Source organism: Mangrovibacterium lignilyticum (genome assembly GCF_010882175.1).
Taxonomy (GTDB): domain Bacteria; phylum Bacteroidota; class Bacteroidia; order Bacteroidales; family Prolixibacteraceae; genus Mangrovibacterium; species Mangrovibacterium lignilyticum.
This window is the reverse complement of record NZ_WKLH01000001.1, coordinates 547,862-566,938: the sequence shown is the minus strand read 5'-3', so window position 1 is coordinate 566,938 and position 19,077 is coordinate 547,862. Positions and strand designations below refer to the sequence as shown.

Genomic DNA, 19,077 nt, shown 5'->3' with positions numbered 1-19,077 from the left:
ACTGAACACTATTTTAGAACAATGATTAAAGTCGAAAACATATCAAAGTCTTACGCCGACGTTCAGGCGCTGAAGGCCATTTCGTTTTCAGTGGAGAAGGGAGAGCTTTTCGGGCTGATTGGCCCGGATGGTGCCGGGAAGACCAGCCTGATGCGCATTCTGATGACCTTGCTGTTGCCGAATGGCGGGAGGGCCGAGATGGCAGGTTTGGATGTGGTGAAGGAATACAAAAAAATTCGCCGGTTGGTGGGGTACATGCCTGGGCGATTCTCGCTTTATCAGGATCTGACTGTCGAAGAGAACCTTTCGTTTTTTGCAACTGTGTTCGGAACAACGATTGAGGAAAATTACGAACTCATTCGGGACATTTATGTGCAGATTGAACCCTTCAAAAAGCGGTTGGCAGGTAAACTGTCAGGCGGGATGAAGCAAAAGCTCGCGTTGTCCTGCGCACTGATCCATAAACCGGAAATTCTGGTTTTGGATGAACCAACTACCGGGGTAGATGCTGTTTCTCGAAAAGAGTTCTGGGAGATGTTGAAGAAACTTCAGCAGCAGGATATCACGATTTTGGTTTCAACACCTTATATGGATGAAGCGGGGTTGTGCGACCGTGTTGCCCTGATGCAAAAAGGGGAGATGCTTAGCATTGATTCTCCGCAGCAAATCGTCGATAATTACGACCGGCCCCTTTTGGCTGCCCGTTCCGATGATATGCACCGACTGATTCAGGATTTACGTCAGTGGGATCAAGTGAAAACGGCTTATGCGTTCGGGAGGTTTGTGCATGTCACTCCGTCGAACGATCGCCTTCAACCGGACGAAGTTAAAGCACATCTCGAAAAACGAAACCATCAACATGTCCAATCTTCTTTTATCAAGGCCGGGATTGAGGATGTTTTTATGGCGTTGATGGCGAGTGATAGTCGCAGTACTCAGTCACAGTCACAGTCGAACGAAGTCAAACAAGTATAAAAGTTGTCAAACATGGATTTCAAGGGATTATTGGCTTATCAAAAAGCTTTCAGTTTATCGATGGATATTTTCCAGCTTTCAAAGCGATTTCCGAAAGAAGAAACATACTCGCTAACCGACCAGGTCCGGCGGTCATCGCGGTCAGTTTGTGCCAATATTGCTGAAGCCTATCGAAAGCGAATTTATATAAAAAACTTCATCAGTAAGATGACTGATTCGGACGCGGAAAATAGAGAAACGGCTGTTTGGCTGGATTTCGCTTTATCCTGCGACTATTTAGAGCCTCAAGAGCATGCTGTGCTTTATGAGCAGACTGTTGAAATTGGAAAACTAGTGAATTATATGATTCAGCATCCCGAAAAATTTGGATGTAAAGAATATTAGTGATGAAACAACCAAATTACGATAACAGCGAACTGAACACTGAGACTGCGACTGGTCACTTGTCAGCTAAACGCATTCCAATAATCACAGTGAAGAATCTCGTCAAAAAGTTCGGGAACTTCGTGGCCAACGACCACCTGACTTTTGATGTGTACAAAGGTGAGATCTTTGGATTTCTGGGGGCTAACGGAGCCGGGAAGACAACAGCCATGCGTATCCTCTGTGGCTTGAGTAGCCCCACATCGGGTGAGCTCATGGTCGGCGGTTACGACGTTTACAAGCAGACCGAATTGATTAAGCGCAACATTGGCTATATGAGCCAAAAGTTTTCGCTTTATGAAGATATGACCATTGCCGAGAATGTTCGGTTTTATGCCGGAATCTACGGGTTGTCGCGTCAGCAACGGAAAGAAAAGGAAGATCGGATGCTCAAAAAGCTGGGACTGGAGCCGGAGCGCAATAAACTGATTGCTTCGTTGCCGTTGGGCTGGAAGCAGAAGCTGGCTTTTTCCATCGCCTTGTTGCACGATCCGCAGATCGTGTTTTTGGATGAACCGACTGGTGGTGTCGACCCGATTACCCGTCGTCAGTTTTGGGATTTTATTTATGAAGCCGCCGCCGAGGGGAAAACCATCTTTGTGACGACGCACTACATGGATGAAGCTGAGTATTGCGACCGGGTTTCCATTATGGTGGATGGCCGGATTGCAGCACTGGATACGCCAGATGCCCTGAAAGAGCAATTCAAGTCGGAAGATATGAACGGCGTGTTTTTGCAGTTGGCAAGATCCGCGCAACGAACAGAATAGTTTTCAGTCGCAGTCGCAGTTTGCAGAGAGCTTTACTGAATACTGAGACTTATTGCTTGAAGCAGGACAGTACAAAATGAACTAAAAACAGAATAACGCAACTATGAACCGTTTCCGGGGTTTTGTCAAAAAGGAATTCTTTCACATTTTTCGCGACAGGCGGACAATGATCATCTTGTTTGGAATACCGATTATCCAGCTCATGCTGTTTGGTACGGTCATCACCAACGAGATCAAAGATGCACGCATCGCTATTTACGACCAGTCGAAAGATGAGATGACACAGGAGATCACGTCCAAGTTGTTGTCGTCGGGCTACTTTTTGCTTGACCAGAACCTGGAGACTACCAACGATATTGAAGCAATCTTCAAGAAAGGCCGCGTGAAGGAGGTACTGGTGTTCGGACGTGATTTCAGCCGTAAGCTAAAACGTGAGGGAAAGGCCGATGTGCAGATCATTGCCGACGCCTCCGACCCAAACCTGGGGAAGTTGCTGGCCTCGTACACCAGCGGAATCATCAATGATTATATTTTCAAACAGATGGTCGACCTGCATTTGCCAATGCAAATTGAGCCGGAGGTGCGCATGGTGTATAACGAAGGCCTGAAATCGGTGTACATGTTTGTACCTGGGATTATGGCGATGATCCTGATGCTGATTTCGGCCATGATGACGTCCATCTCCATCACCCGCGAAAAGGAATTGGGCACCATGGAAATTCTGTTGGTTTCGCCCCTGCGTCCGGCGCAGATCATCCTTGGGAAGGTGATGCCCTATTTGGGCTTGTCAATCATCAATGCACTTGTCATTTTAGGAATCGGGCATTTTATTTTCGGTGTGCCGATCAAAGGCAGCTGGGTGTTGCTGATGGGCGAAAGTGTGCTGTTTATTATGATGGCCCTTTGCCTGGGAATCATGATATCGTCGCTGGCCAAAACGCAGATGGTCGCTATGTTTATCTCGGTTATCGCCCTGATGTTGCCAACCATCCTGTTGTCGGGTTTCATCTTTTCCATCGAGAATATGCCGCTTCCGCTGCAGATCGTGTCCAACATCATTCCGCCGCGTTGGTTTATCGTCATTCTTCGCAACATCATGCTGAAAGGAGTCGGTTTGGCCTACGTCTGGAAAGAAACACTGGTGTTGGTTTTTATGTCAGCCGTGTTTGTGACCGTTGCAGTGAAGAAGTTCAAAACGAGATTGGACTGAAGCCGCAAGTAGTTAGCTTTAAGCTTCACGAAATTTGAAACCTAAAAACCGAAATAATGAAAGATTTTAAAAAGCTAAAAGTTTGGCAACACGGAATAGATGTGGTTGTCGACGTTTATCATTCTTCTCAGGACTTTCCAAAGGAAGAAATCTATGGATTGACGAGCCAAATGAGACGAGCGGCAGTTTCGGTACCATCAAATATTGCAGAAGGTTCCGGACGGAATTCGGATAAGGACTTTAGTCGATTCCTGGATATCTCGCTTGGTTCTGCATTTGAGTTGGAAACGCAACTCATCATTGCCAATAAATTGGAGTTTCTTTCGAATGATAAATTTGGTGATTTGGTCGATAAAGTTCAGGAAAAACAAAAAATGATTTCCGGCCTTTTACGAAGTTTGAAAATTAAAGAATAAGTCTCTTTATGACTTGTAGCTTACAGCTAAAAACTTGTAGCTCTATATGCGAACAATAAAATACATTCTCCAAAAAGAATTCATCCAGGTTTTGCGGAACAAAACCATGTTGCGGATGATTGTGATGTTGCCGTTGATGCAGATGCTGGTGCTGGTTTTTGCAGCGACCTATGACCTGAAAAACGTCGATCTTTATGTGGTCGACCAGGATTTGTCGGATGCCAGCCGCGGGTTGATCAACCATTTTGAAGCATCGCCATTCTTCCGGATTCACGATTCGTCTTTCGACCTGGAAGATGGCATGGACCAGCTAAAAAAGGAAGAGTCGGATTTTGTGCTCGTCATACCGCCCGACTTTGAACGCTCGCTGGTGCGCGACGACGCCGCCGATGTGCAGCTTCTTGTGAATGCCATCGACGGCAACAAAGCGACGCTGGTTTTCCAATACACGCGCGGAATCATTTCAGCCTACAACAAGCATATTGTTATGAAATGGAAAAGCTTGCCCGAGTTCAATCCGCCGATGCGGGTCGATACGCACGATAGCTATTGGTTCAACCCCGAGCTGGACTACAAATGGTACATGGCGCCGGGGATCCTGTCGATCCTGGTAACCATTATTGGCATGTTCCTGTCGGGCATGAACCTGGTGCGCGAAAAGGAAATGGGAACCATCGAACAGTTGAATGTGACGCCGATTAAAAAGTGGCAGTTCATTGTTGGGAAGCTGCTGCCTTTCCTGGTCATTGCGTTGCTCGATCTGGCTTTCGGATTGATTATCGCCCGGGTCGTTTTCAATTTACCCATCGAAGGAAGCCTGGTGCTTCTGTTTGGTTTCGGCGCGCTCTACCTGGTTGGCGTACTCGGTTTGGGGCTGTTTATTTCAACGGTTACCGAAACCCAGCAGCAGGTCATGTTCATCACTTTCTTTTTTATGATGGTCTTTGTGTTGATGGGAGGGATCTTCACTCCGGTTGAAAGTATGCCGCATTGGGCACAGCAACTCGACCGCCTGAACCCAATCTATTATTTCATTCGCATTATGCGCATGGTTTGCCTGAAAGGTTCCGGTTTTGCCGATCTGATTGAAGAATTCGTTTCGCTGACCATCATCGGGGTTTCATTTTTGAGCCTGGCAATCTGGCGATACCGGAAGACAAACTGATTTCCAAAATCGACAACCTATTTTCCTGAAAGTATTACCTCTCGCGAAAGAATTGTGGAGATATTTGCCTGAAAACATCAGACCATGAAACAGCACACGCCCCTGTACCTAAATATTGGAGAAACAACGACCAACATTATTCGGAAACAGAATAAAGCAGCTATACGAACAACATTGGCTATTGGCTGGAAACAACTGGCCGATTTCGCTTACACGAGTTTCCCGCCTACTTATGGTGAAGTCGATCAAGCCATCAACCTAACAGAAGAGGTGTTGGCGGGGGTGGAAGACTTGTTTCGCGACGAATTTGTTTTGCAGTCTGCCGATCCCCAACTGAAATTGATTGCCGGTTTGGCCTTTAACACAACGACGACAGAAGCCGGTGAAACGGTTGTTCCGCAAATTGAGCTCGAAAATGTTTTCGAGCGTTTTGCAGCCATTGTAAAAGGCTTGCCGGCCAGTCAGGATGTCATTCCCGATGATTTGGGCTTTGCCGCTTACCTGCTCATTGTTCGGGAAATTATGCATCACCTCGATTTCGAAGAAGTGTTGGTTGCACCTTCTCGTTGATGAATATTTGGTATTGCCTATTTCAGGCGATAGGCAACACCAAATGACAGGTTAATCAATCGTACTCTTGGATCTTTGTCGAATTGAATGTCCGGTTGAGTTTGGTAGTTTTCCAGGTTCAACAGGAGTTGCCATTTCTTTCCTAAATTGTAGTGTAGCATTGCCCCGACGGCCCAACTTAGGTCACTCGCAGACCCCTTATCATAGGAGTTCAACTTGCGACGCATGTAAGTGTAACCCACCATGGCACGCAGGTCGAGCTCGAATTTTTCACTCAGCTGGAATGCATACATCGGTCCAACCATCAGGTTCCCGACAGCAGAGGTGCCGTCCGAACCAGAATGGTCGATTGGATTCGCAATTCCCGACCACGAAGCAGTAATACCAATGTTGTGCCAGATTTTGTATCCGAAAGTCAACAGGTTGATGTTGATCCCGGTTTGGGCATAACCATCGTAGAAATTGCCACTGGAGGAATAACCATCGTAAGGGAAGGATGGGCCAAGCATGGTTCCCAAATAACCTTTTCGCTCGTTGTCCTGACTCATAACCTGGATGGCCATAAGGGCTGCGAACAGAAAACAAATCACTTTTTTCATACTACGTTTAGATTTAGTTTATGATTGTTGCATTTTGATAAAGGGGTGAAATGCAATTTCTCGGTTTATACGTCCGGTAAATGAAGAAGTTGATTGTTTTTTCATTCTTTCCCGGACACAGTCTTTGGTTTGGGGGAATAGGGCATGGAGGTGAGTGTAAACGGGGATCAGGTGCTCTGTGAACCTCTCTGTTGCCCGCAAATCGCGCCCTGTTGATTTTCCCGGCGTCCTGTAGCCCAAAACTTCGCCCTGTTCGTGTTGAAGGCTCCCTGTTAAAAAGTTAGCCGCCCTGTTGGGTTTTTTGCTAATCCTGTTAGCAAAGCGGTGCTTCCTGTTATGGTTTTGCTAATCCTGTTAGCAAACCGGACCTCCCTGTTCAACAGGGCCGAAAAAAAAGTAACAGGGAGCAGTTCGGAACCAACAGAGCGGACTTCAGACTTAATAGGGCGAAGTATTTTTTAACAGGACAGGCTCCGGAACCAACAGGGAGCCTGCCGATGTAACAGGAAACGGTGCCGGCCTAACAGGGAACATTGCCCTGCTAACAGGGCGCATTTGAAGTTAACAGGGCGCTTGTTGCGGGGTACAGGTTGAAGGGGCGTTGAACAGGCAACTGCCGGTTGGTTGCCGGTTGCAGGTGGTTCGCTCATGTTGAAGGGATTTCGGCTACTCTTTCAATTCAACCTTTGGCAGGGCAATGTCGAAACGCACTACGACAATCCGAATGGCGATAATGGTGATAACGGTCGCCAGCTCGCAGATGTGTTCGTTCAATCCCAGGTAGTTTAAAAGTAGATAGACGAGCGCACCAACAATGCAGGCCGTGGCGTACACTTCGCGGTGGAAAATCAGCGGCAACTCGTTGCACAGCGTGTCGCGAATAACGCCGCCAACCACTGCCGAGGCCAGTCCCATCATCACGGCCATGGGGATGTTGATGCCCATGAGCAGTGCTTTTTTCAATCCTAAAATGGTGAAAACGGCAATCCCGATGGTATCGAAAAGGAAGAGTGTTTTTTTCAGCTTCATCACCACTTTCCCGAAGACAATGGTCACCAGCACGCCGGCAATAATCAGCCAAAAGTAGTTGAGGTCGCGCATCCAGCTCACCGGCAGGTCGCCCAGCATCATGTCGCGCAGCGATCCTCCGCCAACCGCGGTAACAAAACCAATCATGGTCGCCCCGAAAAAGTCGAGCCGCTTGTTGGCAGCTGTCAGCGTTCCGCTAATGGCGAACACAAAGGTGCCGATATAGTCGAAAAGAAGCAGTAAATCCATGACACAAAGAAATAAAAAGAAACGAATTCGAAGGTATGTAGCCAACTGACCGGGTAACTCGAAGTCATCCGGTCAGTTGGTGTTTCGTGCTACCAGCTAATCGGGAAATAATCTTTCAGGAACCTGCCGCACCAGTGTTTGCCGGTGTTGATGCCGTCGATAAACGGATCGCATACACGGGCCGCTCCGTCAACAATGTCGAGCGGAGGCTGAAAGTCGTGCACGTCCTGTTTGTATTTCGACAGCTCTGCCGGATCTTCGTCGGTTACCCAGCCGGTATCCACGGCATTCATAAAAATACCGTCCTTGGCCAAATCGCTGGCCGAAGTATGCACGAGCATATTGAGGGCCGCCTTCGCCATGTTGGTGTGCGGGTGGCGGTCTTCCTTGCGGAAGGTGTGGAACTTGCCTTCCATGGCCGACACATTCACAATGTGTTTTTTGCCCGTATAATCTTTGCGCATTAAGGTTGAAAGTCGGTTGCACAAGACAAATGGCGCAATGGAATTGACCAGCTGCACTTCCATCATCTCAACCGGGGCAACTTCGCCAATGCGGAGACGCCAGCTGTTGGTTTTTCGCAGATCGACCTGTTGCAGGTCAGCATCGAGTTTCCCTTCCGGAAAAACTTCGGCAGCATCAATCGAATTGTCGATGCGATAGGGAATTTGCGACAGCTGAGCCGACGATTTGATGCCGATTCCGGGAGTCTGGCTGTTCCAGTTCACCGACAAGGCTTTCTGGTGTTCGCCTTCGGTTTGATTGAAATATTCAATTTCGTTGACACATTGCTGGTGATGCGACAGCAACTGCTGCACGTCGGCCGAATGTTCCTGATGGGGAAGATTCTCGAGGGCCATCATGTGTGCATAAAAGTTCGCTGGGCGACGCACCGTTTGCGCCGCATTGTTGATCAGAATGTCCAGTCGCTGGTACTTCTGCTCGATATAGGTGGCAAACAGTTCAACGCTCGGAATATGGCGCAGGTCGAGGCCGTAAATGTGAAGGCGGTCGCCCCAGTCGGCAAAATCTTTTTCTTTGGCAAAGCGAATGGCAGAATCGGCAGGGAAACGAGTTGTTGCGATAACGGTTGCACCCGAGCGCAACATCATCAGGGTGGCATGGTAGCCGATTTTGAGGCGCGAACCGGTAATCAGCGCAATCTGTCCGGTCATGTCGCAGCGTTGAAACCGCTTCCGGTAGTTCAAATCGCCGCATTCGGTACACATGGCATCGTAAAAATGATGCACTTCGGTGTAGCGTTTCTTGCAGACATAGCAGTTGTGTTCGGAGCTGAGAATATGTTTGCCGTTGCTTGCCTGAGCTTCGCCCAACGCGATTTGCTCGGGCGCCTCAAAAATACTGGACAGGCGGGCGGTACGAATGCTTGATGCTGCCCGGGCTTTGCGGTTAATTTCCGAAAGCTCCTTCTTTTTGCTGGCTTTAACGCCTTTGTTGCGCTTTTTGCGTTCAGCTCTGTCCGGGCGGGTAATTTGCCCGGCAGCTTTCATCAGCTTTATCCGTTGTTCCTCACTTAAGTGAATGAGTTGATCACCATTTTCAAGCAGATGTTCCAACACCGAAATACAACGCTCGATTTCGTCTGCATTGATCACCCGCTTTTGAATCTTTTCTGTCTCCATTTTATACCGTTCTGAATTGGCTGCAAAATTAATTTAGTTTCTGACTTCTTGTTGTGCTTTCAGATTAATTGTGAGCGGATTATTTGAATTGTTTTGACCCGTTCGCTCCACGGGAGCGACAGCTCGGGTTGGTCAAGCCTTTTGTTTGAATTCGATTTGGATTGAAGAAAAAAGCTGCGAAAAGTCCGGATTAGTTGACCTTTTAATCGTTATCTTGTCCGCCGTTGACGCAATTAATGAATCCTGAATAAATAAATCATGAGTAAAAGAACCAAATTCCCGGCGGTGTTTTGGGTCGCCAATAGTATTGAAGTATTGGAACGTTTTGCCTACTACGGCATTTATCTGAGTTTTGGTATTTACCTGGGCGACCTGGGTTTTTCGAAAGGCGACCTCGGAATCATTCAAAGTATTTTCCTTGCCCTGTCGTACCTTATGCCCCTGTTCTCGGGTACTTTTGCCGACCGCTACGGGTTCAAAAAGATGCTTTTAGTATCGTACATGGCCTACTTGCCGGCTATTTTGCTTCTCATTTTAACGAAGTCGTTCAATGGTATTGCACTGACCATGCTCACGATTGGTTTTGCAGCAGGTATTTTTAAACCGTTGATTTCGTCGACTGTCCGGGCCACTACCGACTCAACGAATAAAACGCTGGGTTTCGGTATTTTCTACCAGATGGTCAATATCGGTGCCTCCTTTGGGCCAATCATCATGGGAAAGCTGCGCGGCTGGTCGTGGGACTATGTTTTTTATACCGCTGCAGCAACGATCAGTGTGATGTTCCTGATTACGGTGTTCTTCTATAAAGAGCCGAAACGTGATCTGGAAGGGGTTACCTTGAAGCAGAAGTTTCGCGATATGGGTGAAGCCCTTTCCGATCTGAAATTTCTGTCGTTCCTGTTTTTGCTGGGTATTTTCTTCTGGCTGCCATTTTGGGCTTTCTTCAACACGTTGGCCGTTTATATCAACGATTATATGAATACCAATGCCTTGTACGAATCTGTGAGAGCAGTATTGGGAACTGCAGTCACGCAGTTTATCTCGACCAACGACAACGGTGTTTGGAAAATTAACGCTGAAGCGATTTCACAAACGGGGTACATCATCATTATTTTCCAGTTGGTAGTATCCAGTTTGTTTGAAAGACGACCGGCCATTTCTTCGTTTTTGTTCGGTTTGTTTGTCGCAGCGATTGCCTTTGTAACGCTGGCATTCTCGGTAACCATGAACAATAACCTGGTGTTCCTGGGCGTGTTTTTATTCTCGATTGGCGAAATGATCTCGTCGCCCCGAATTCAGGAATACATCATGTGGATTGCCCCAAAAGAAAAGGCCGGACTTTACATGGGAACCAATTTCCTGGCGACCTTCATCGGAGCGACTTTGAGTGGAACTTATACCTGGATGATGGGCGTGTTTGAGACGTATGGCAAACCGGAATACATCATGTACACGTTGGCTGTACACATGTTGCTGGGTATTGTTGCCATTTATATTTTCACCAAAACGATGGGCGATTTTAAAGAACAGACCGAGTAGGTTGACAACTATATTGAAAAAGGGCTTCAGCCGGTTGTGGTTGAAGCCCTTTTTTTGTTTTAAAGTCGTTGTCTACTTATTCGTTTTAGTCATTTCGAATAAGTGGGTGGCTTGCTCTCCGAGAAAGCCGGAAAACAACACTTGTTTGCCGTTTTCTTCAATAAAACCGCGTTCTGCTAATTCGTAATAGGCGTAGGTCCATGGCATTTGCCCTTTGCTTCCGTCGGGCAGAATAACATCAACCGTTTCGCTGACAGCCTGTGTCGACGATTGTTGCAATTTACTTCCTTTTTGCCCTTCAATATTGGCCTTCATTGGCACACCTGCCGCTGCCAGCGCCTCACAGGTTGTTTGCAGATCGGGCCATTCCGGTACTTCCTGGTAATTAATGAAAGCAGTGAAGTGATTCACCGAGTTACCATGAATTAATGTCCAGGCTGCATATTGCGAGATTTCATTCAACTTTTCAATGCTTTCCTGCTTCGGAATTCCCCAGGGACGAGACATGTAGCTGGTTAATTCCCGCACCAGGTTGTTGACAGCTGCTTCTTCTAACTCGTCTTTTTCGTTTAGCTCCAGCAAATCCAATACGGCGGTTTCTGAGAGATGATAAGGTGTGTTGACAACCTGCTCGTTTATCAGGTTTTGTGCCCATTGCGGTAAGTCGGGAACTTCGAGCTGGCTGACAAAAATTTTAGGAAACTTTTCATCCGCATGCTGAAAATGAACGGCATGTAATTTTTTTTCCGTGAACGTATAATTCGAGATCGGTTTAAAACCAAAAGCATCTAAAATATGCCATATGGCTCCAATTCCGTGCGGCTGCTTGCCGGTAATTGTGTTGAAGGTTCTGAATGCAATATGGTCGTTCCTGACCTTGCCGCCTTTGCTTCGAACCAAATCGGCATAGGTTTTTGCATAGGAAACCCGCTGGATATATGTGTCCCAAAGGTTGTCCAGTAATCTGCTCAGAATTTCATTACTACTTATTTTCATGACCTTTGAATTTTTAGGTTTGAATTTTTTGCTGTTTTATCGTTTACGTTCAATTTTAATGAATAGTTGAGTGTCAGTTGTCGGGTGAAGCAATGGTTTGTTTGAATTTGATTCCGTAATTCTCCAGCTCCTTCAATACCGGCTCGTATATTTCAGGAAGCGTCGGAATGAATAGCCCTGACCGTTTGATTTTTCCGGTCAAAATTAGTTTTGCTGCAATTCCCAGAGGCAGACCAACTGTTTTCGACATGGCAGTATTGACCGGATCATCTCCTATGACGACCAGCGACAGGTGTTTTTCAAGCAGGTGCTTTGTTGTTTTATCACGATACGTGAATTTATGCCACATCACAGTCATATCCTTGTCGGTGGGCGAGAGTTGCCACTTGTCTTTCAGGATGTGTTCCAATACTTGGGCAGGGGTTCCCCGTTCCAGTCCAATTGGTGTGTTGTCAAAAATTCCGAGCCACTTCAATTTCCCGATAATATCCGAATCTTGCGGAATGTTTTGGTCGTGAAAGAGCTTCAAATCGATCGAATCGGTTGGATGATAATACAGGAACGAATTGGTAAAATCGCGTCGCGTCATGTTTTTTAAATCGTTCATTTCGTAACTGTCGTCGGTCATACCGAGCTGAACGAAGACATTCCAGGCTCGGCAAAAACCGGGACGGCGAAGTGTTCCCCTGTATATGGTTGGGATTCCGTGTAGTTTATAGCGATCAATGTATTTTAGTGAATCGCGGTTGGCATAGCCTTCGAAAGTGCCGTAGCCTTCAATCTCGATTAGTTCGGTACGTCGGAAAACCCGGTTGTAGGGAATGTATTTGTACTTGCCTTCCTGAATGAATTTCACCGTTCCTTCCTGCCCGGCAAGGACTACATTTCGCGGGTTCCACGTCAGTTTGTAATGCCACGGATTGTCGTCCGATTCGGGAGCGATTAGTCCACCGGTAAACGATTCAAATCCCAATAATTCCAGCCCCGATGCTTTGATGGCATCAATCTCTTTCATGGCCGACATGTGGTCAATTCCCGGGTCTAGCCCCATTTCATTCAAAAAGAACAAGCCCTTTTTCTTAATCTCAGGCTCCAGTAATTTCATATCATCTTTCACATATGAAGGGGTCAGCAGATTTTTGTTTTCCCGGATACAATGCCTGGCCACCAGAATGTGAAATTTGGCCGGCAACATCGAAATAACCAACTCGGCCTGTCGGATTGCTTGACTACTTTCCTCTTCCTGATTAATATCGAACGCGATTAATTTGACCTTGTTTCCAATGCGCGATTTTGCGGCTTCGGGGTTGAGGTCGCCAACAACAATTTCCCATCTGTATTTCGCAGCATGTTGATGCAAATAGTTGATGAGCTTTGACGAAGATCGCCCGGCCCCGATTATCAGAATTTGTTTCATTCGTTCTCCTTACTTACCCTAGTTAAACATTAAACTCGATTCCTTGTGCCAGCGGAAGTTCCGTGCTGTAGTTGATGGTGTTGGTTTGGCGCCGCATATAGGCTTTCCAGGCATCAGAGCCGGATTCCCGTCCACCGCCTGTGTCTTTTTCTCCGCCGAATGCGCCCCCGATTTCAGCTCCCGATGTTCCGATGTTGATGTTGGCAATCCCACAATCGGAGCCTTCGCACGATAGGAATTTTTCCGTTTCGAGTAGGTTGGTCGAGAAAAGCGCAGATGACAATCCTTGGGGCACATTATTGTGAATCGTAATAGCCTCGTCGAGACTCTTATACCGGATGAGGTAGAGTAGTGGAGCAAAGGTTTCGTCCTGAACAATGGCGAAGTGATTTTTCACCTCGGCAATAGCCGGAACAACGTAGCAACCCGATTCAAATCCGGGACCATCTTTGATCGATCCACCGCACAGGATCGTTCCTCCTTGTGCGGTCACTTTATCCAAGGCATCGAGATATGTTTGAACGGCGCCTTTATCAATTAGCGGGCCAACCAATGTTTTTGGGTCGAGCGGATTGCCGATGGTGATACTTTGGTAACCCGCAATGAGCTTGTCTTTCATTTGCTGATACACCGATTCGTGAACAATGATTCGCCGGGTCGACGTACAACGTTGTCCACAGGTGCCCACAGCACCGAAAACGATGGCTCGCATGGCCATTTCTAGGTCTGCATTTTCGGTAACGATGATGGCATTGTTCCCGCCCAGTTCAAGGATTGCTTTTCCCAGTCGCGCACCGATTAAGCCTCCGGCTTTTTTGCCCACTTTGGTAGATCCGGTAAAGGAAACCAAAGGCAAGTTGGGGTCGCTGAAAAGCTCATCGCCTAAATATTTAGAGCTTGTTGCCACTAAATTGACGACTCCTTCAGGTACTTTATTTTCGTTTAACACTTTAGCAATTATTTGATGGACTGCTATTGCGCACAACAATACTTTTGAAGAGGGTTTCCAGAGGACGACATCGCCGCAAACCAAGGCTAACATTGTATTCCATGCCCAAACAGCAACGGGGAAGTTAAATGCTGAAACGACACCGACAATGCCCAGCGGGTGGTATTGGTCGTACATGCGATGTGCTTTACGCTCGGAGTGCATGGTAAATCCGTAAAGCTGCCGCGATTGACCAACGGCGAAGTCGCAGATGTCGATCATTTCCTGTACTTCTCCCAACCCTTCCTGGTAAATTTTGCCCATTTCGTAGGACACAAGTTTCCCCAGCGGCTCCTTATATTTTCGCAATTCAAGACCGATTTGCCGAACGATTTCACCACGCGCCGGTGCCGGAACCTTTCGCCATTCAACAAAAGCCGATTTTGCTTTTTCAACAACTTGTTGGTAATCTTCGAGTGTCGCTTGTGTTACTTGTGCAATGAGTTTGCCATCGGCCGGAGAATATGAATTGATTAAATCACCATGTCCGGTTTGCCACTTGGTACCGCTGCAAATACCTTCGTTTATAGCCTTTATACCCAGTTTTTGTAAGTCGTCATGCATACCAAATTGATCCGCTGCATTCATAATTTCAGGATTTTTAAATGAAAAAATAGTGGATGATTTTTTTTTTCGTCCATCTAAGTAGTGAGTCATAAGTTACTATTTTTTTATGCGGAAACGAAGGATATTTGTTTTGTTTCGAGGCGTGGTAATAAGTCCGTTGTTGAGATGAAAATATTGGACAAAAAAATGCACACAATAATCTCTCTTTGCGGATAAGGATTACTGTGTGCAGATTCAGCTTTTTTTAAGTTCTTTCCCGGTTAATCGAAATAGCGACTACCGATAACGTGTAAGCAATTGTATTTTGAGCATCACTTTTTTAGAAAATTAGGTGCTTGGCGAATTATCGATCAAGTACCTCCATTAATTCGGCATAGCCATCCAGATCCTGGTAAGTGCTTGTCAGCTCTTCCAAATTGTCAATGTCTGTTTTTTCTTTTACAATTCTCCAGTCTTCGATAGCACCATCTCTATCGCCCAAGGTAAATTTGGCATAACCGCGCATAACCAGTAAGTTGGCATCGTATGGTAAGTAACGGATTCCTTCGTCGAACTTGTTTAAAGCTCTTTTGGGATGATGTTTTACGTAGAGTAGTTTCGCTCCTCTTTTAAAGTAATCAGTAGCTAAAACCTTAAAGTCGGTTTGCTTGTTGGGGATTTCTGAATTAGCTATTTTACAGGCAATTGCTATTTCCTTATCCATCTCAACTGTGTTGTCGTTGTTGGTACCTGCATACCACATTCCAGTTGTTGTTTTCAAGACCCGGATAATTTCATTGTCCATTTGTTTAGAAACACTATTGACGACTTCAAAATTGCTAAGCGTTCCATCTTCACCTACCGTAAACACGATAACTTCTGTCCCTTCGATGTTATGTTTGAGATCTTCTTCAGGATATTGCATATTTGCTGCAATATAGTCCGCAATTGACTGCTCGTCTTGAATAGTGGTTACTTGTACTCCCGCAAATTTGGGCGGTTTCACTTTCACCTCATCAATGTTTGTATGGACTTGGGCCCACAAACCCATTGTGATTAAAAGCGTAAAGCTCAAAAGAATAAACTTTTTCATGGCAGTGAGAATTTAAGTTAATAATCAGGGGGTGTTTCCTATTATTTTCATTAAAAAGTTACAGGTACAAAGTTAATCGGGCTTCGTGTCCGGAACTTAGCAGCTATGTTCTGAATAGCTTAAAATTGAGCCAGATGATTTAAATTATTCGCGGATTGGTTCAAACTATGTTGATGGTTCGCCTAATTCACGACAGAAACGGTAAGAATACTCAACGATTGGCAGCTAGTTGAGGGTCCGGTTCCGGAAGGTTTAATTTTCTGAGAAGGTCTTTAAAACGACTGTCGGAACGGATCGTGTTTGTGTAGTCGTAGAAACCGATGTAGGCTGCAGGATAACGTTTTTTGTCAACAGCTTCGGTCAATAGTTCAAAGGCCCGATCTGTGAAGCCGAGGTAGGCCGCCATCATGCCAAGAAGGCATGGGTTTACTTGTGATTTGTCTTTATATTGATCCCACAACAGCATTGCTTTGTCGCGCTGTCCTGCTTTCAAATAGGCGTACCCCCGGCTTAAATCCCAGTATAAACCTTTGGGGAGTTGCTCAGCGTATTCAATTGCTTGATCGAATTGCATGCGTTCCACGGCAACGTCGGACAAAAGTGCCCAAGGGTAGGCGAGCTTGGGGTTAAGCTCGAGGGCATGTTTGGCGGTGGCTACGGCTTTGTCATTCTGCCCCAGATCGCGATACAGAAAGGCAAGCCAAGCTTGGTAGACGGAAGAAAGCGGGTCGATTTTTATCGCTTGTTCGCCATGATATACTGCTTTGTCGGGATCGTTGAACAGTACAAAATACCAGGCATAGTTGGCCTGAGCAATTGAATTGTTGGGGTTGACAGCTAAGGCATGCTCGAAGCTTTCCCGTGCTTTTTCCCAATTCCAATCCACATCCATATATAAAAGTGAAAGGGCTGTGAAAGCCTCATACGAATTCGGATCAAGTTTTATGGCTTTTTCGGCTGCACTCACGGCACGCCGAAACGACTCATCAGCATCCAGAATACCGTGCCCTTTGGTCGCGTAACACAAGGCTAAGCCTGCATATGCCAGCGGGTCCCCGGGGTCTTTCCTGATCGCTTCTTCCAGGTACCCGATTCCTGTCGCGTATTCTTCTTTGGTACCTTGTTGCACGTAGTACATGCCGCGCAGGTAGGCCTTATAGGTCTCCGGGTTGACGGTTCTGGCCTGGGCAAGTTTTTCTTCTTCAGAATTTGTAAGTTTTACGCGAATTGTTTCCGCAATATCTTTTACTGCTTTGTTTTTGACCGATAGAGCATTTTTCATGATATCGTCGTACTCTTTCGCGAGCAGGTGTCGCTCCTTTGGTAAGACATCAATCAGTTGAATCAAAACGCGAAGCGAATCACTTGCGCCAATCAACGAACCTTCCATGATAATATTCACTCCCAATTGGTCGGCGATGTCTTTCATTAAGAGATTGGTATCGCGAAACCGGCGGGTTGATGTTCTGGAAATGACACGTAGTGAATTGATTTGGCCCAATTCGCCAATAATGGCATCTTGAAGGCCATCGGCAAAATAGTCATTGTCGGGGTTGCCGGTTAGATTATGGAGCGGAAGGACAGCGATCGACTTTTCCGTTTTTCCGTTTTGCGATGACAAGGACTTGGTTATAAAAATAGTAAGTAGAATCAGGACGACTATAATGACAGCGCTGATGATTGCGGGTTTTCTAATTCTTCGTTTCAGGAGAACCGGCTTTGAAGTCTCAATTTTCGATTCAACCTTTTCGGTTTCGTCTCCCTCGTACGGTTTCACCTCCCCAGGCGAAAAGCCATAGTAGTCGTGAAAACACTTGATAAAATAGGTTGGGCTTCCAAATCCCACTTCGTAAGCGACTTCGGAAACATTCAGCGAGGTCTGTTTTAAAAGCTCCATTGCTTTTTTCAATCGAACTTCGCTGATAAAACGACTAACAGACTTGTGTGTGGATGATTTGACTTTTTGGTAAAGGTTGGTGCGGCTGGTTCCTACTTCTCTGGCTAATTCGGAAACGCCAAATTTTTCATTTTTCAGGTTGGTCTCAATTATTTGAGTTAGCCTGGCGATGAATTCAGAATCCGATATTTGCCGTCTGTTCATTCTCTTTCCGGTTTGTCGATATTGGCTTTTAAGCAAGGTGATCTTTGCGAAAAATCATCGCAGGAGTTTACGAATTTGAAACTGATTTGTTTGGTGACAGCGATTTCGGATGAAGTAAATGCGATATAAAAAACCTCTGCCCGGGTTGAATTATTCATCGGGCAGAGGGGAAAACTGTATCGCAATGGAGTTTACTGGATTAAATCGACTAAGAAAGAAACCCCGGACCAGTTTTTCGACTGATGTAAGTTTCAGGATGGTCTTAATATTTTTTACCGGGTTTGTCCTTAATAAATTCCCCAATTACCGGGTTAATATCTTCGTAGAACATCCATTGGATAACATGTCCACCACCGGGGAAGGTGTATGTTGTGTTATTGGGATAGATCCAGTTGACTTTATCCATGTCCGGTGAAGGGCTTGAATAGAAACATAGTTTTGGATACATCCAGTCAAGAGGTTCATTGGCATTTTCAGCATCTGCCCAATAGGAAATGTTGGCGAGCAAGGGGGCTGGGAAGTCAAAGAAATAGCTGGCAAGCTCTCTCAACTCATCAACTAGCTCTCCTGTTAATTCGTTAGGAATGAGTGCACCACCAAGGGCTAGTTTGTCTTCGTAAGTCCAGCCGGACATAACTGTGTAGGTCATTTCGCGAATCATTTGCCGTTGGTCTTTTCCTTCTTGATCTTCCGGCCAAGGGTCTAAACCGCCATCTAAGGCTACAAATTTAGTGATCATTCCCGGGTGCATTCGCTCGAACATTGCCAATACAGTAGGTCCCATGCTAAAACCAACGGCTACAAACTGGTGAAGTCCTTCTTTCTTCACGATTGTGTAAACAGCGTCAGCCATAACTTCCATAGTGTATTGAAAACCGGTATCCTCCGGATCCAATGGATTGCCTGGAGCAGGAGCATCACTCATGCCTTGCCCTGGAAGGTCGACATAAATACAGCGTGCCTTATCCCGGAAGTAATCGAATTGCTTGGAGTAGATGGTTAGCGGATTGGTCCATCCGGGAATCAGGACAACATCAATTGGTCCCTTCCCGATGATCCGGTAGTGAACATTCAGGCCAAGGTCTTTTATCATCACCCAACGTTCCTGGTCCAGACCAGGAGCATCGTGGTTGACGACAGGTGCGTTTTTCAAGACAACGGTGTTGTCGAGAATCGTCTCATCATCGGAGCAGGAAATGATAATGCCCAGACAAGCAGACAGAAATAATAGTTTTAAAAGTGTTTTCATCGTTTTGGTTTTTAAAGTTATAGTGGGGATGACCTGGTTTTCCGGTTTAGTCGTCTTCGTTGGAGACGTTTGAAACGATTTCCCCATTGGCATTAA

At 46.2% G+C, this 19,077-nt stretch carries 17 protein-coding genes; 8 read left to right on the top strand and 9 right to left on the bottom strand.

Annotated features, from left to right (window positions below):
* Positions 1-21 precede the first annotated feature (21 nt).
* The 7 genes from GJV22_RS02145 (at position 22) to GJV22_RS02115 (ending at position 5,529) form a co-directional block, all read left to right on the top strand.
* Positions 22-975 carry an ABC transporter ATP-binding protein gene (locus GJV22_RS02145; RefSeq protein ID WP_163708012.1) on the top strand — a complete coding sequence of 318 codons (954 nt, stop codon included), beginning with the start codon at positions 22-24 and terminating at the stop codon, positions 973-975.
* A gap of 12 nt (positions 976-987) precedes the next feature.
* Complete coding sequence (locus tag GJV22_RS02140; protein ID WP_163708010.1) at positions 988-1,359, top strand: four helix bundle protein; 372 nt, start codon at positions 988-990, stop codon at positions 1,357-1,359.
* A gap of 2 nt (positions 1,360-1,361) precedes the next feature.
* Positions 1,362-2,168 (top strand): ABC transporter ATP-binding protein, encoded by an 807-nt coding sequence (locus GJV22_RS02135; RefSeq protein ID WP_163708007.1) that lies wholly within the window; start codon positions 1,362-1,364, stop codon positions 2,166-2,168.
* A gap of 103 nt (positions 2,169-2,271) precedes the next feature.
* Entirely contained in the window at positions 2,272-3,378 is a 1,107-nt protein-coding gene (locus GJV22_RS02130; protein WP_163708004.1) for an ABC transporter permease, read from the top strand.
* 56 nt (positions 3,379-3,434) lie between these two features.
* Complete coding sequence (locus GJV22_RS02125) at positions 3,435-3,794, top strand: four helix bundle protein (RefSeq protein ID WP_163708001.1); 360 nt, start codon at positions 3,435-3,437, stop codon at positions 3,792-3,794.
* 46 nt (positions 3,795-3,840) lie between these two features.
* Positions 3,841-4,959 (top strand): ABC transporter permease, encoded by a 1,119-nt coding sequence (locus GJV22_RS02120; RefSeq protein ID WP_163707999.1) that lies wholly within the window; start codon positions 3,841-3,843, stop codon positions 4,957-4,959.
* An 84-nt stretch (positions 4,960-5,043) separates the two neighbouring features.
* Complete coding sequence (locus GJV22_RS02115; RefSeq protein WP_163707996.1) at positions 5,044-5,529, top strand: hypothetical protein; 486 nt, start codon at positions 5,044-5,046, stop codon at positions 5,527-5,529.
* Positions 5,530-5,546: 17 nt separating this feature from the next.
* On the opposite strand, the gene GJV22_RS02110 is transcribed toward GJV22_RS02115, so the two are convergent.
* The 3 genes from GJV22_RS02110 to GJV22_RS02100 all read right to left on the bottom strand — a co-directional run bounded on the left by GJV22_RS02110 (position 5,547) and on the right by GJV22_RS02100 (position 9,049).
* Positions 5,547-6,128 (bottom strand): outer membrane beta-barrel protein, encoded by a 582-nt coding sequence (locus tag GJV22_RS02110; protein ID WP_163707993.1) that lies wholly within the window; start codon positions 6,126-6,128, stop codon positions 5,547-5,549.
* 666 nt (positions 6,129-6,794) lie between these two features.
* Positions 6,795-7,451, bottom strand: a complete 657-nt coding sequence (locus tag GJV22_RS02105) for a trimeric intracellular cation channel family protein (protein ID WP_238480265.1) — start codon at positions 7,449-7,451, stop codon at positions 6,795-6,797.
* 44 nt (positions 7,452-7,495) lie between these two features.
* On the bottom strand, positions 7,496-9,049 hold the full coding sequence (locus GJV22_RS02100) for an SDR family NAD(P)-dependent oxidoreductase (protein ID WP_163707991.1): 1,554 nt from the start codon (positions 9,047-9,049) through the stop codon (positions 7,496-7,498).
* Between the two features lie 258 nt (positions 9,050-9,307).
* On the opposite strand from GJV22_RS02100, the gene GJV22_RS02095 reads away from it, so the two are divergent.
* Positions 9,308-10,591 carry an MFS transporter gene (locus GJV22_RS02095; RefSeq protein ID WP_163707988.1) on the top strand — a complete coding sequence of 428 codons (1,284 nt, stop codon included), beginning with the start codon at positions 9,308-9,310 and terminating at the stop codon, positions 10,589-10,591.
* A 72-nt stretch (positions 10,592-10,663) separates the two neighbouring features.
* Here GJV22_RS02095 and GJV22_RS02090 read toward each other — a convergent pair whose 3' ends face one another.
* The 6 genes from GJV22_RS02090 to GJV22_RS02065 all read right to left on the bottom strand — a co-directional run bounded on the left by GJV22_RS02090 (position 10,664) and on the right by GJV22_RS02065 (position 18,981).
* Positions 10,664-11,587, bottom strand: coding sequence for a DUF1338 domain-containing protein (locus GJV22_RS02090; protein WP_163707985.1), 924 nt, complete (start codon positions 11,585-11,587; stop codon positions 10,664-10,666).
* 73 nt (positions 11,588-11,660) lie between these two features.
* Positions 11,661-13,004, bottom strand: coding sequence for a saccharopine dehydrogenase family protein (locus GJV22_RS02085; protein WP_163707982.1), 1,344 nt, complete (start codon positions 13,002-13,004; stop codon positions 11,661-11,663).
* A gap of 22 nt (positions 13,005-13,026) precedes the next feature.
* Positions 13,027-14,580: an L-piperidine-6-carboxylate dehydrogenase gene (amaB, locus tag GJV22_RS02080; protein WP_205461722.1), complete on the bottom strand. Its 1,554-nt coding sequence runs from the start codon at positions 14,578-14,580 to the stop codon at positions 13,027-13,029.
* 322 nt (positions 14,581-14,902) lie between these two features.
* Positions 14,903-15,631 (bottom strand): energy transducer TonB, encoded by a 729-nt coding sequence (locus tag GJV22_RS02075; protein WP_163707980.1) that lies wholly within the window; start codon positions 15,629-15,631, stop codon positions 14,903-14,905.
* A 211-nt stretch (positions 15,632-15,842) separates the two neighbouring features.
* Positions 15,843-17,732, bottom strand: a complete 1,890-nt coding sequence (locus GJV22_RS02070) for a helix-turn-helix domain-containing protein (RefSeq protein ID WP_163707977.1) — start codon at positions 17,730-17,732, stop codon at positions 15,843-15,845.
* Between the two features lie 262 nt (positions 17,733-17,994).
* Complete coding sequence (locus GJV22_RS02065; RefSeq protein WP_163707974.1) at positions 17,995-18,981, bottom strand: alpha/beta fold hydrolase; 987 nt, start codon at positions 18,979-18,981, stop codon at positions 17,995-17,997.
* Between the last annotated feature and the right edge of the window lie 96 nt (positions 18,982-19,077).

Bases quoted from the DNA above. Each gene is read 5' to 3' on its own strand.
- GJV22_RS02145 (WP_163708012.1), top strand. From the start codon at position 22: ATGATTAAAGTCGAAAACATATCAAAGTCTTACGCCGACGTTCAGGCG.
- GJV22_RS02140 (WP_163708010.1), top strand. From the start codon at position 988: ATGGATTTCAAGGGATTATTGGCTTATCAAAAAGCTTTCAGTTTATCG.
- GJV22_RS02135 (WP_163708007.1), top strand. From the start codon at position 1,362: ATGAAACAACCAAATTACGATAACAGCGAACTGAACACTGAGACTGCG.
- GJV22_RS02130 (WP_163708004.1), top strand. From the start codon at position 2,272: ATGAACCGTTTCCGGGGTTTTGTCAAAAAGGAATTCTTTCACATTTTT.
- GJV22_RS02125 (WP_163708001.1), top strand. From the start codon at position 3,435: ATGAAAGATTTTAAAAAGCTAAAAGTTTGGCAACACGGAATAGATGTG.
- GJV22_RS02120 (WP_163707999.1), top strand. From the start codon at position 3,841: ATGCGAACAATAAAATACATTCTCCAAAAAGAATTCATCCAGGTTTTG.
- GJV22_RS02115 (WP_163707996.1), top strand. From the start codon at position 5,044: ATGAAACAGCACACGCCCCTGTACCTAAATATTGGAGAAACAACGACC.
- GJV22_RS02110 (WP_163707993.1), bottom strand. From the start codon at position 6,128: ATGAAAAAAGTGATTTGTTTTCTGTTCGCAGCCCTTATGGCCATCCAG.
- GJV22_RS02100 (WP_163707991.1), bottom strand. From the start codon at position 9,049: ATGGAGACAGAAAAGATTCAAAAGCGGGTGATCAATGCAGACGAAATC.
- GJV22_RS02095 (WP_163707988.1), top strand. From the start codon at position 9,308: ATGAGTAAAAGAACCAAATTCCCGGCGGTGTTTTGGGTCGCCAATAGT.
- GJV22_RS02090 (WP_163707985.1), bottom strand. From the start codon at position 11,587: ATGAAAATAAGTAGTAATGAAATTCTGAGCAGATTACTGGACAACCTT.
- GJV22_RS02085 (WP_163707982.1), bottom strand. From the start codon at position 13,004: ATGAAACAAATTCTGATAATCGGGGCCGGGCGATCTTCGTCAAAGCTC.
- amaB (WP_205461722.1), bottom strand. From the start codon at position 14,580: ATGAATGCAGCGGATCAATTTGGTATGCATGACGACTTACAAAAACTG.
- GJV22_RS02075 (WP_163707980.1), bottom strand. From the start codon at position 15,631: ATGAAAAAGTTTATTCTTTTGAGCTTTACGCTTTTAATCACAATGGGT.
- GJV22_RS02070 (WP_163707977.1), bottom strand. From the start codon at position 17,732: ATGAACAGACGGCAAATATCGGATTCTGAATTCATCGCCAGGCTAACT.
- GJV22_RS02065 (WP_163707974.1), bottom strand. From the start codon at position 18,981: ATGAAAACACTTTTAAAACTATTATTTCTGTCTGCTTGTCTGGGCATT.